Genomic DNA, 12,444 nt, shown 5'->3' with positions numbered 1-12,444 from the left:
TTGCGGATGGCAGTCAATATCCACTCATTACTATTAATTAATCTTGCGGCGTTACGCGGCCAAGATAAATGTGAGTTTCACGAATGAACTATTAGTTAGTCATTCGACACTTCCATTTTTAGGTAACAAAAAACCCCAATCGCACTTGGTGCATATGAGGTTTAACTTCCGCTTCTGGGGGTCAGGTGAGGGTCAGAGCCGGTGTCACCTGCTGCGTATTCTGAACGGAAAAACCCGTCTCCGTTCATTTTTTGATCAGTTTTACTGACCAACGGCAGTGTCCATGGCTGATTGTACATTGCCATCTTTGGCGACGCGGCCCGCGTCGTTACTGGCTTTTCGACGAGTCGGAAGGTAGTCGATAGCACCGCCGATTTTTTCGTCTTTTTTTCCGGATTGCATGGGGAAAATCGGAGAGGTATGACCAAATCAGCCATGAAAAACCCCTTGGTCTGGTTAACCAACCAGTTAAAAGCACTGCCATTTTCCCCTCGAAAAAGCACATTTTCGGCATGGCCACAGTGGATGATTTTATATTGTGACCGGCAGCAATCGACCAATGGTCAGACATTCGCCTGGCTTTACCCGATGATGCACCGTTGTTGCCCCCTATTGAACATTGCGCTGCTCAAGCATTCCGTTCGATTGAAAAACTGAGTTGGCTGGCGGCCGCCGCTACGATGACTGTCGATCGTCATGACAGGTCAAGAATCGGACCCGCCACGAGGGCGGGTCCAAAGGGGGTCAGAGTTTCGGCAATTGCCCGATGCGGCCCATCATCTCGGTCACGATCTGCAAGTCCAGCAGGAACTGCCCGGTGGTCTTGAACTCGTTGTCGTTGTGACCGGTGTATTTGACGTCCGGCATGGCCAGGCCGAATTGCACGCCATTCGGCAGTTCGTGCACCGATGTGGCGCCGGCGGAGGTGCCGAACTTGTGTTCCATGCCGAGGTTTTCGCTGGCCGCCGCGAGCAGGGCCTTGACCCATTCACCCTCGGGGTTGCGGTACATCGGTTCAGCAATCGACAGGTCGAAGGCCGGTGCGATCCCGGTCTTCTTGCTCCAGGCGTCCAGCTTTCCGGCGATTTCGGATTTGAGTGCTTCAGGTGACTTGCCCTTCGGCACGCGCAGGTTCACCGCGAGCTTGAAGGCTTTGTCATTCATCCCGACATAGGTCAGGGAAGTGGTCAGCGGGCCCATGAACTCATCGGAAAAGCCGACACCCAATTTGCCACCCAGGTAATCCAGCCCCCAGTTGTCGGCGGCGTAGCGGGCAGCATCAGTGATCTGGTTGTGCTTGAGCGCCACCTTGCCGTCGAGGCTATTGATGAAGTCGAGCATCCTGGCCACCGGGTTCACGCCGGACTCGGGTTCGGAGGAGTGCGCGGACACGCCGGTGACCGTCAGTTTGACGTCCTTGCCGTCGACCTTGGCAGCCACCTCGAAGTTGCCGCCGTTGCGCTTGGCATACTCGGTGCCGGCCTTTTGCAGACTGGCGGCCAGTTCGGCGGGCTTGTCGGTCACCAGGGTCGCAACCGATGTCGACGGAATCTGGTTGGTGGCCAGGCCGCCGGTCATTGCGGTGATTTCCGCGCCCCGGCCTTGGGCGTTGCGCTTGGCGAAGCTGGCCATGACGGTGCCGTAGCCTTTCTCGGCGATCACCACCGGGTAGCCACCATCCAGCGCCAGGTTGTAGTCGGGGGTCGGGTTACGTTCGAAGTAGTAGGGGATGGCGTCGCCCGTTGTTTCTTCGGTGGTGTCGACCAGCAGCTTGAAGTTCCTGGCCAGCGGCAGTTTCTCTTCCTTGATGATCTTCATGGCGTAGAGCGCCACCACGATGCCGTTCTTGTCATCCTCGGTCCCGCGGCCATACATGCGATCGCCGACCAGGGTGACCTTGAATGGATCGAGGCGGGTGCCGTCCTGCAGCACCCAGTTCTCTGGCGTCACTGGCACCACATCGGCATGGGCGTGAATGCCCACGACTTCATCGCCGGTGCCTTCGAGGGAGATCTCATAGACGCGGTTGTCGATGTTGCGAAAATTCAGGTTGAACGCCTGGGCGAGGCCCTTGATCTTCTCGGCAATCCTGATGAATTCGGGGTTGTCGTGCTGGGCAACGCCGTCCACGCGCACGGTCGCAATGGCCACCAGCTCCTTCAGGGTTTCGGTGGCTGCGCTGCCGTATTTCACCCGGGCATAGAGGCCAAGCAAACGATGGATCTGGTTTTGCTGCTCGGCGGTAAGCGACTTGTTGTCGAGGAACGCACGGATGGCCGGACCGAGGTCGTCGGTTGTGGCTATATCGCTCTTGGCCAAACCTTCCAGGAACTGCCTGAAATCCTTGACCGACGCATCACTGAAGGACTTCAGGATGAGTGCGCTCTGTTGTGGCGTGATGTTGGCGTGGGCAGCGGTGGTGAACGATGAAAGGCTGGCGAGCATGAGAGTGGTCGCAGCCAGGTGCTTGAGTGAAAAATCCATTGCTGGGGGCATTCCTTTGCAGGTGGTTTGTAAGAAATATCTGATCGTTTGATCAGAAACATTTGCAAACTAACACCACAAGCGTGTGAAACGGGAGCCCCTGAAGTGGGATCTGTCGCACAGAAATGCAAAAGCGGCGCAGAAACGAAAAACCGCTCTATCAATGCTTACATTCCGAGAACGTCACTTTGCAGGTACCCGGCGTGCCGCCGGATCGGCCGGAATAGCGTATGCAATTATCCAGGGATTTCTGGCGAGCGATGTCCAAAGTGTCACCCCAGGCGAGGCCACCCTCGCCGACGGTGGGGAGTGCCTTTGCAAAGCAGACCGAGCCGATGTTTGCGGCTGGAGTTGGAGCTTGAGCCGTAACCGTAGCCGTGCTGGCTTTGCCTGAACATCCGGCCAGCAGCGCCAGATTGGCGGCGAGCAGGGAAAACAGGATCCATGACGAGCGTCGGCGCGCAGTTTGTCCTGTCATCCCGGTTCCCCCTGTCTCAAGAGGCGTGTTCAAGTTTGTGTCTATTCAGATTAGGCCCCTGTCAGGACATCATCCAACCTCGGCTGGTTTTTTCCTCAATCAAAAGAGTCATGTGTTTTTTAGCATTGGTCCTGTCCGATTGGCTCTATAGACCACTGAACATACTGATGATCACGGCATTGACCAGGTCAATGAAAAAGCCACACACCAGCGGCACGATCAGGAAGGCCTGGTGGGCCGCACCGTACTTTTGCGTCACGGTCGACATGTTGACGATGGCGGTCGCCGTGGATCCGAGGGCAATCCCGCCGAATCCGGAAGCAATCACGCTGGCTTCGTAATCGCGCCCCATGCAGCGGAAGACCACAAAATACGTATAGAGGACCGTCAGCAGAATCTGCAGGGTCAATGCGCACAGAATGAACATCAACGCGCCGCTGAGTTGCCATAGCTGAAGCCCCATCAGGGCCATGGTCAAAAACATGCCCAGACAGATATCGGAGATCAGCGACAGGCCCAGGCTGGCGCCGCTCCAGGTTTTCAGTCGTTGATCGCCCACAAAGGCGAGAACGAGGTGGTGAATGACGATGCCCGCGAACAGGCAACTGACAAATTTCGGCAAGGTGACGCCGGCTTCGACCAGCAGCAGGTTGAGCCCATAGCCGAGCATCAGGGTCAGGTTGAGCCACATCCAGGCCCAGAGCACGTCGTAATAGTCCAGTGGTTTGCTCGGTTGTTGCTCGAGAATGCCGACTTCCAGGTCCGCATCCCGCGACGGCGTCAGTTGATAGCGACGTATCAGTCGGTTGGCGATAGGGCCGCCGATGACGCATGCGGCAATCAGGCCGACGGTGTTGCTGGCGATGCCCAGCTCGTGCGCGTTACCGATGCCCAGTTTATCGACGAAAAGCGGTGCCCAGGCCAGGGTGGTGCCGACCCCGCCCGTGAGGGAAATGGAGCCCACCATCAAGCCGGCCTTGGGATCGAGCCCAAAAGCCTCGGCCACACCCATGCCCAGCGAGTTCTGCAGGAGAATGAACACCGCGGCGAGCAGCAGCAGGATCAGCAGCGGGCGCCCACCCTTGAGCAGTTGGCGCATGTCCGATTTCAAGCCAATGCCGGCAAAGAAATAGAGCAGCAGGGTGTCGCGAACTTGCAGATCGAATTCGATCTGGATATTCAGGCCGAAGTAAAGCAGGGACGTAACCGCCGCACAGACGAAGCCGCCGACGACCGACTCGGGGATGCAGTATTGACGGAGAAAGGCGTTGTGCTGGACGAGGGTTTTACCGAGGAAAAGCAGGAGGATGGCAAGGGTAAAACTCACGAGGCCGTGAACTTGCAAGAGCTGTGAAGTCATTTAAGGCCTGCCTAAAAACTGGAAAATCATTATCAGGATTCGGTCAGTCAATGTTTGGACCTGTATCAATGAATCGGTCGATACAGCAAATGCCAGCCTAGATTTTCCAGATGGCTGTCCGATTATCAGCTACGTCTGCGCGCCAGGAGTGAGGACAGCCTAGCCTAAATGGGAAAACCCGGCTGCGTTGGCATAGGCCGCCATAACGCTCCCAATGGCCAATCAAATATCTGACTTTAGCCGCTCGATCAGACTTGTAGGAGCGAGCTTGCTCGCGATGGACTCAAGAGCGCTGCGTTTAGTCAGTAATCACGCGGCATCGTTAACGACCATCGCGAGCAAGCTCGCTCCTACAGTAAGTAGATTGTTATCAATGTACGGCCGGAAATATGTTGACCTGACTGTTTCGTACCAACAGACTTTCGTTCTCTTGTGTATTTCCAATAGGTCTGTTTGATGCGTAAATCATTTTCCGTCGTAGCGTTAAGTTTTCTTGTATCGCAGTACTCCCTTGCCGGCGAAGCCACCAACACGGCGGTCGGTGGCGGTCTCGGCGGCGCCCTTGGAAGCGTGGTCGGCCAAGCCATGGGAGGTAGCACGGGCGCCGCGATCGGAGCCGGTGTAGGCGGCGCGGCTGGGGGCGCAATGACGGCGAAGAGCGGCAAGAAGACTGAATCGGCTATTGGTGGTGGTCTCGGTGCAGCGGGCGGTCAGGTCATCGGCAACAGTGTCGGCGGTTCCACTGGTGGCTTGATCGGCGCCGGACTGGGCGGCGCAGCAGGTGGTGCTATCGGCAACAATATGGCCGATGACGATGACCACCACAATTCCGACTACAAACATAAGAACAAGAATAAATATAAGCACAAACACAAGCATGACGACTGATTGCCGGTACTGAGATAGAGCTATCGAGACAGTTGTTTCAAAAGGGGGCGAGCATAACGCTCCCCCTGATTGCCGCCAACAGCGCAGGCCGGCGACCCGGCTACATTCATCTTCCACAGCAATGACCATCTCCATGTGTAAACACCGTCGTATTGCGATTGGTGCAGCACATGTTGATGAAAGCTTATCTTGAAAACGCAAATGCTAATTTGTATCATTAGTTTTCAAAATCAGCGAAGCAGGGAACGCAGCGCCCAAACAATAATAAGGTCAAGGCAATGCTCAAAATGCTTCTCGTATACGGTCATCTGCTCGCTACGTGTATTGCCCTGGGGAGGGTGTTGCAGGCGGATCACAAGCTTTGGAGTTGGCGCAAGGAAACACTGGATCAGGTGCGGCTTGAGTACGTTGAAGAAACTCAGAGGATCGTCAGCCTCGCCCTGCTGGCCCTTTGGGCAAGCGGATTGTTGCTGGTGCTCCAGGGGTATCTCAATGAAGGCGACGCGTATCTGCTCAATCAGAAACTCTGGGCCAAGGTGACTGTCGTCGCGCTACTTAGCCTGAACGGTGCATTGTTGCATCGAGTCGGCTTCCCGTTGCTGCAAAAGGCTCCATTCGTCGCACTGCGCAGTGCAGGCCGTACGCGGCTCGCGTTGTTGGGCGCGTTTTCCATGAGCGGTTGGCTGTTCGCCGCTTTCCTTGGGGTAGCTCGAGCCTGGAATCACGTGCTGCCTTATCAACATGTGATGGGCGCATTCGCTGCATTCTCGTTACTGGCTTGTTGCGTGGCACTTGCAGTCGCCGGCAGGGCGGGCAGTGTCGGTGCGCAAGAAAACTCGGTCCCGGGGTAGCTATCAATGACGTGCAGCCGGTTCGTTGGCTTAAACGAACTCCGTCGAATTGTGGCGGGCTTCAACGAATCGGGCTGCGGTCACGGGGCATTTGCGTAATCAAAGGATGCCTTCGTCCGGGAAGCAGAGGGCGAGTCCATCGACTGTTTGCAGACCTGCGGCTGTGCAAGAACTGCACCGGGATGTTCCTGGCCTGTGCCTCCAGTCGAAAAGGCTGATCAGCTGATGCTGGCAGTACTCCCCCCATTTCGGTGTTGCCCCAGCCGCCGTCACTTCCCGGTGATCGCCTGTGGTAGAGGCTTCTCGACCACTCGTCCTTTTTCCATGGCCAATTGGCCGTCCCCCGATAATTCGATGGCGTCCCCAACCGCCGGTCGGCTTTTTCCTGTGCCGGTTGACCCTGAGCCAGAAAGGGCTAATTTCAATACGTGGGAAAAAATCCCACGCGGAATATTCAAGATAGACTGTAAGTCTGACGGGTTGCTCCCTTGCCGCTCCCGGTTTGCAGCGCGGATAGCGTTGGCACTGCTCGCGGCAAATCATCAGGAGAATGCACGATGAACACTTACCTGCTTTTCAAGAAAGGTTTACTGGCGCTGGCCATCGGCGGCGTCCTCTCGGCTTCCATCGTTTTGGTACCGGATTTCGTTTCCCATGATTCGAGTGCCTATGCCAAGGATGGCGGCGGCGGCGGTGGTGGCGGTGGCGGTGGCCACGGCGGAGGCGGTAGCGGCGGTGGTGGCGGTGGTGGCAACGGCGGTAGCGGCGGTGGCGGCCACGGTGGCAACGGCGGTGGCGGTAGCAGTGGTGGAGGCCACGGTGGCAACGGCGGTGGCGGTAGCAGTGGTGGAGGCCATGGTGGCAACAGTGGTCACAGTGGCAGCGACCATGGGAATGGGAACTCAGGCAATTCCGGTCCTGGAAGTTCGAACTCCGGTCGCGGTGGCACCCATGCAGAAGCAGGTGACGATCACGGTGTCCACGTCGGCGGCGAGCCGGGTGATGACCGCGGTGTCCATGTCGGCGGCGAGCCGGGTGATGACCGCGGTGTCCACGTCGGCGGCGAGCCGGGTGATGATCGCGGTGTCCATGTCGGCGGCGAGCCGGGTGACGATCGCGGCGTCCATGTTGGCGGCGAACCCGGCGACGACAACAGCCAGATGTGAGGCGGGCTGATGACCTCATGCAAAACCCGGGGGACGGGCTTTGCATGAGGCACGGCAGAAATACATGCCTGCATTCATGGGATTATTTCCCACATGGCTATACTGGGGTTATCTGACCAGGAATGCACTGAATGCAATCGTCTACCTTGCCCACCTCGCTCCTCAAAGCCTTGCGGCATGTCATGCGGCCGCTGGTACGCTTGATGCTGCGTAAAGGTGTCACCTATCTGGTGTTTGCCGACCTGCTCAAGGAGGTTTTCGTCGAAGTGGCGGACCGTGAGTTTCGTCTGGGCGACAAGGCACCGACCGACAGCCGCATCAGCTTGCTCACTGGCGTGCACCGCAAGGATGTACGGCGTTTGCGCAACATCAGCGATCCCGCCTCCTCTACGCTTCCGGAAAACATCACCTTCGGTGCGCAACTGGTCAACGCCTGGACCAGCGCACCCTTCTGCAATGACGCCGGCCAGCCACTGCCGCTGCCTCGATTGGCCAGTGCTGGCGGCGACTGTTCCTTTGACGCCCTGGTGGCGAAGGTCAGCACGGATATCCGGGCGCGGGTAGTGCTGGACGAGTGGCTGCGCCTGGGCGTCGTCCGCCTGGACGAACAGGAGCGCGTGCATCTCGAAGCCCAGGCTTTCGTGCCGCAAAAGGGCTTCGATGAGAAAGCTGCGTACCTGGGGCATAATCTGCACGATCATGCCTGCGCCGCGGTCCATAATCTGAGCAGTGAAGGTCCGGCCTTTTTTGAACGCAGTGTCCACTATGACGCACTGGCCCCGACGAGCGTCGAGGCACTGCGCGAGGCCGTTGCCAGTGAGGGGATGCAGGCCCTGCTGAGCTTCAACCGACTCGCCGCCGAACTGGAGTTCCAGGACCTGCCAAGTCTTGAACCGCGCCAGCGCATCACGGTCGGCCTGTACTTCTACACTGAAGCTTCAGATCCCGATTCACCAACGGCCCCTAAGCCATGACAGTCAATTTGCGCCTGATTCGAGCAACCGCCCTCGCTCTGGGCCTCGGACTTCCGATTGCGTTGCAAGCCGCCCCAGCCTGTGTCAGCCAGAATGATGTGGGCACAATTGGAGTGCCGGTTATCCAGGCTCCTGGTGGCACCGGCGGTACGGGTGTGGCGCCTGGCGGCATGGGCGGTACTGGCATGGGCACCGACGACGGCGGGGTGGGCGGTACCGGCGCACCGCTCACAAAACGCCCCGGCGGCATTGGCGGTACCGGTGCCGTTGCAGGCGGCGTGGGTGGCACGGGCATCAGCGACGACAACGGCGGGATCGGTGGCACCGGCATTGTCGGCACCATCACCGGGTTCGCCTCGATCTGCGTCAATGGCGTGGAAGTGCACTTCAACAACAATGTGCCTGTCAGCGAGAACGGCATTGTCGCGACCAGCACCCAGTTGGCAGTAGGCCAAGTGGTTGCCGTGGAAGCGTTCAAATCCCGGCGCGGTCTGGAGGCCGGGCGCATTTCCATCCTGCACGTCTATGAGGGCCCCTTGACAGCCCTGCCACGCGCTTCCATGCCCATGCGCGTCATGGGGCAACCGGTACGCCTGGCCAGCGGTGCTCAAGTCGCTGCCGGTCTGCGCCTGGGTGATCCCGTACGGGTCAGCGGGCTGCGCGATGCCCGCGGTGAAGTGGTGGCCAGCCGCATCGACCGGGCGCCCGGGCTCAAGGAGGCCAGTGCCATCGGGCCGGTGGATCGCAGCGGTTACCTCCAGGGGCTCAAACTCAGCAATCACTCTGGCCCGGCGCAGGAAATGCTGGTGCGCGGCCAGTGGTCCGGTCGCGAGCTGGATGTGACCCAAAGCCGCCCCGACCCGAGCCTGCCCTTCATTGGCCGGGTACGCAATGCAGTGATCGAGGGCCTGGTACAGGGCCGGCAGGACCGCCATTTGGTGGTGGGTGGCTTTAATGTGACGCTGGCGCGCGACACCGTATTTGTGGGTGTGCAGCCTTCGCAGCTGGCGCTGGATCGACGCGTGCGGGTCACTGGCGTGTTCAGCGGCGCGCGGGATGTGCAGGCCACGCGTATTGAAATGCCCCGCGAGCGTTCCGATTCTCCAGCCGGCAACCAACACGGGAAACTCCGGGCCGGCGAGCAAAACACGGACGAGTCAAGTGGATCGAGTAACTCGGGCAGCTCCAACAGCCCGGACAACTCGGGTAACTCCGACAATTCCGGTAATTCCGCCAGTTCCGGCAGCTCGGGGGGCTCGGGCATTGACAGGAGCGGCCGCTCCGGCAGCGAAAACAGCGTCGGCGACGATACTCGCCGCGGGGGCAGTGACAGTCATGGCGGCGGCGACAGAACGGAAAGCGTGGACAAGTCCGGCAAGTCGGAGCGTGTCGAGCAACCCGACAAAGTCGAGAGGGTAGAGAGGGTAGAGAAAGCGGAAAAGGTCGAACGACCCGAAAAGGTTGAAAAGGTCGAACGCCCGGAGAAAGTCGAGAAAGTTGAACGGCCAGAAACAGTCGAGAAGGTAGAGAAAGTCGAAAAGGTCGAGCCGGTTGAAAAAATCGATCACTCTGGCAGGCCGGGTTAAAAGTGCAGTCGTGATGCACTATCGTCATAAGTGACTAGGCTGGGTAAGTCACACTACAAAACATGCGTGTGAACTTCGATGACGCAAGACACGAGGTGAACATGGACCGCAAGCGCATCCTGCTCGTCGGTTTGCTTGCCAGCCTGGCCTCGCCAGCCCAGGCCGATACTTTCTCGACCTCGATCGGCACCGACTACTCTCGGGGCGATTATGGCACCGGCACTACTTCCGAAACCTGGTACGTCCCGCTGGTGGGCAAATACCAGACCGGCCCCATGACCTACAAGCTCACCGTGCCCTGGTTGCGGATCACCAACCCTTCGGTCGGCCCTGACGGCGAGCCGCTGCCCGGCGGCTGCGGCAAAGTTGAAAGTGGTTTGGGCGACACTATCGCCGGTGCCGACTATGCCGTGTTTGAGGACAGTGTTGGCGGGCTGTTCGTGGACCTGATCGGCAAGGTCAAGTTGCCTACCGCCGACGAAGACAAGTGCCTGGGCACCGGCAAAACCGACTATTCCGCCCAGGTCGATGTCACCAAATCCTTTGGTTTTGTGACCGGATTTGCCACCCTGGGCTGGAAAAAATTCGGCGACCCGTCGGGATCCGACTTCGACGACCCGATATTCACCAGTCTGGGCTTCGCCATACCCGTGTTTGCGCGCACCTCGGCGGGCGCATCCTACGACTGGCGGCAGAAGGTTGTTTCCACGGGCGACCCGATCAAGGAACTCACCCTTTTCCTGACGCACAAGCTCAATCAGCACTGGAAGTTCCAGTTGTATGCCGTCAAGGGCTTTTCCGATGCCAGCCCGGATGGCGAGGCTGGACTGTTGTTCAGCCACACCTTCTGATACCCACCTGTTTTCCTGCACTGATCAGGCCGGGGCCGGCTGCACGCCCCGGTTCGGTGATGCCGGCCAGTAAGTTTTCATGTCCGTTAGAATCAGTCCCGATGTTCGGTCGTTGACACTCGGGCTGACAGCACTAATCTAAATATGTGGGAATATTTCCCACGCAACATTGCTAACTGGCTCTGAGGGATCATGCGGATACCGCAGGTGCTCGTTATTGCTGCAGATTTATGTTCGTGCCGGTTGGCTGGCCGCTCCAATGGGCGGCCGGGAACTCACTAGACATTGCGTTCGATACGGAGATGACGACGCAACTCCAAGTGGAGGTGCATCATGCTGCTCAAGAAATGTTTGTTGGCGGTGGCGATTGGCGGAGTCCTGTCGGCATCGACTGTCCTGGTGCCCGATTACATCGGTAGTTTCTCCAGCGTGTATGCCAAAGATGGCGGCAGCGGTGGAGGCGGTGGTGGTCACGGTGGCGGTGGCTCCGGAGGCGGTGGTCACGGTGGTGATGGCGGAGGTGGCCATGGCGGAGGCGGTAGCGGAGGCGGTGGTAACGGAGGAGGCGGTGGTCACGGCGGAGGTGTCGGTGGCGTTGGCTGAGGTGGTTCCGGAGGTGGTGGTCACGGTGGTGACGGCGGTGGCGGCCATGGAGAGGGAGGCGGCCATGGTGGTGCTGCAGGCCATGGCGGTGACGGCCATGGTGCTGACGGTCATGGAGGTCCAGGGCGCGGCGATGCCGACCATGGTATGGCCGGGAACCGCGGCCCAGGCAATGCGCGGGACAATGCGCGAGACAATGACGACGACAACGACAACGCCGCCGATGCAGCCAGGAACGACGCCAATGCGGCCAGGAACGCTGCCAGAGCTGATGCGGATGCAGCCAGGGATGCTGCCAGAGCTGCTGCGGATGCGGCCCGGGACGCCGCCAGAGCTGATGCGGACGCAGCTCGGGACGCTGCAAGAGCTGCTGGCGTAGTGGGCGCCGATGCAGCCCGGGACGCTGCCCGGGCCGCGGCAGATGCAGCCAGGAATGCCGCCAAGGCAGACGCCGATGCGGCCAGGGACGCTGCCCGGGCTGCTGCAGATGCGGCTCGGAACGCTGCCAAGGCTCAGGCGAAGGCAGCCAGAGAACCTAGAGAGGCTAGAGAAGCTAACGAGGAGGCTAACGAGGCGGCCAGAGAGGCAGCCAGAGAGGCTAACGAGGACGTTGGACAGGCGGCCAGAGAGGCTAACGAGGAGGCCAGAGAGGCAGCCAGAGAGGCTAACGAGGAGGTTGGACAGGCAGCCAGAGAGGCTAACGAGGCGGCTAGAGAGGCGGCCAGAGAGGCTGGAGAGGACGTCCCCGGTGCCCCGGACGCGCGTGATGTCGATGTAGTTGAGGTGCAAAACTAGGCCTGCACGTTGCGCAATGAACACGGCAGGCATACCTGAAAAATACGTCCCGGGGGGCTGAGGGACGTATTGGCAATGAGTCGCAAACCCTGTTGAGTCACGGGGTTTGCGACTTGTTTTTTGAACTGTTTGAAGTTCGTTTGGTGGTTAGGAAATGCCCGGCAAATCGCCGGGCATTTTCATTCCTGAAACCTTGGTCGCGGGGATCAGTTCGCAGTTTCCGGTCGTGACTCGGCGTTCACCCCTTGGCCGCCAGTGGCTTGCGTCTGGTGTTGACCCTGGCCCGACAAATACGTGAGCACAATCTGCGTTATGGGGGCAGTCCAGGCAGGCAAAAACGGTCATGGCTGCCGTCGTGAATAACGGTGGCAAATTAGTCGCTATGCTTGCTCAGGTACCTGTACGCGT

General features: G+C 59.2%; 12 protein-coding genes. 9 read left to right on the top strand and 3 right to left on the bottom strand.

The window, feature by feature from the left end; translation table 11 throughout:
• Nucleotides 1-420: 420 nt before the first annotated feature.
• Nucleotides 421-657 (top strand): hypothetical protein, encoded by a 237-nt coding sequence (locus ACEN8Q_RS09335; RefSeq protein WP_413428184.1) that lies wholly within the window; start codon nucleotides 421-423, stop codon nucleotides 655-657.
• A gap of 87 nt (nucleotides 658-744) precedes the next feature.
• Here ACEN8Q_RS09335 and ACEN8Q_RS09330 read toward each other — a convergent pair whose 3' ends face one another.
• The 3 genes from ACEN8Q_RS09330 to gltS all read right to left on the bottom strand — a co-directional run bounded on the left by ACEN8Q_RS09330 (nucleotide 745) and on the right by gltS (nucleotide 4,322).
• Nucleotides 745-2,484 (bottom strand): dipeptidase, encoded by a 1,740-nt coding sequence (locus ACEN8Q_RS09330; protein WP_413705038.1) that lies wholly within the window; start codon nucleotides 2,482-2,484, stop codon nucleotides 745-747.
• A 160-nt stretch (nucleotides 2,485-2,644) separates the two neighbouring features.
• On the bottom strand, nucleotides 2,645-2,962 hold the full coding sequence (locus ACEN8Q_RS09325) for a hypothetical protein (protein WP_413428822.1): 318 nt from the start codon (nucleotides 2,960-2,962) through the stop codon (nucleotides 2,645-2,647).
• Between the two features lie 145 nt (nucleotides 2,963-3,107).
• Entirely contained in the window at nucleotides 3,108-4,322 is a 1,215-nt protein-coding gene (gene gltS / locus ACEN8Q_RS09320; protein ID WP_413428823.1) for a sodium/glutamate symporter, read from the bottom strand.
• A 456-nt stretch (nucleotides 4,323-4,778) separates the two neighbouring features.
• Between gltS and ACEN8Q_RS09315 the strand changes: the two genes are divergently transcribed.
• The 8 genes from ACEN8Q_RS09315 to ACEN8Q_RS09280 all read left to right on the top strand — a co-directional run bounded on the left by ACEN8Q_RS09315 (nucleotide 4,779) and on the right by ACEN8Q_RS09280 (nucleotide 12,036).
• On the top strand, nucleotides 4,779-5,210 hold the full coding sequence (locus tag ACEN8Q_RS09315) for a glycine zipper domain-containing protein (RefSeq protein ID WP_413428824.1): 432 nt from the start codon (nucleotides 4,779-4,781) through the stop codon (nucleotides 5,208-5,210).
• A gap of 278 nt (nucleotides 5,211-5,488) precedes the next feature.
• Complete coding sequence (locus ACEN8Q_RS09310) at nucleotides 5,489-6,061, top strand: hypothetical protein (protein WP_413428825.1); 573 nt, start codon at nucleotides 5,489-5,491, stop codon at nucleotides 6,059-6,061.
• A 557-nt stretch (nucleotides 6,062-6,618) separates the two neighbouring features.
• Nucleotides 6,619-7,227: a hypothetical protein gene (locus tag ACEN8Q_RS09305; protein ID WP_413705037.1), complete on the top strand. Its 609-nt coding sequence runs from the start codon at nucleotides 6,619-6,621 to the stop codon at nucleotides 7,225-7,227.
• 131 nt (nucleotides 7,228-7,358) lie between these two features.
• Entirely contained in the window at nucleotides 7,359-8,201 is an 843-nt protein-coding gene (locus tag ACEN8Q_RS09300) for a DUF6502 family protein (RefSeq protein ID WP_413428865.1), read from the top strand.
• Entirely contained in the window at nucleotides 8,198-9,787 is a 1,590-nt protein-coding gene (locus tag ACEN8Q_RS09295) for a DUF5666 domain-containing protein (RefSeq protein ID WP_413705036.1), read from the top strand. Before ACEN8Q_RS09300 ends, ACEN8Q_RS09295 begins: the two co-directional genes overlap by 4 nt.
• A gap of 101 nt (nucleotides 9,788-9,888) precedes the next feature.
• A complete protein-coding gene (locus tag ACEN8Q_RS09290; protein WP_413428863.1) occupies nucleotides 9,889-10,638 on the top strand; it encodes a hypothetical protein in 750 nt (249 codons plus the stop codon).
• Nucleotides 10,639-11,071: 433 nt separating this feature from the next.
• The gene (locus ACEN8Q_RS09285) at nucleotides 11,072-11,620 is read left to right on the top strand and encodes a hypothetical protein (RefSeq protein ID WP_413705035.1); all 549 of its coding nucleotides are present in this window, start codon (nucleotides 11,072-11,074) and stop codon (nucleotides 11,618-11,620) included.
• On the top strand, nucleotides 11,620-12,036 hold the full coding sequence (locus ACEN8Q_RS09280) for a hypothetical protein (RefSeq protein WP_413705034.1): 417 nt from the start codon (nucleotides 11,620-11,622) through the stop codon (nucleotides 12,034-12,036). Before ACEN8Q_RS09285 ends, ACEN8Q_RS09280 begins: the two co-directional genes overlap by 1 nt.
• Nucleotides 12,037-12,444: the final 408 nt, after the last annotated feature.

Origin of the sequence: Pseudomonas sp. Pseusp16 (genome assembly GCF_047324915.1) — a bacterium.
Lineage (GTDB): Bacteria > Pseudomonadota > Gammaproteobacteria > Pseudomonadales > Pseudomonadaceae > Aquipseudomonas > Aquipseudomonas fluorescens_CD.
This window is presented reverse-complemented; position numbering and strand designations above follow the sequence as displayed.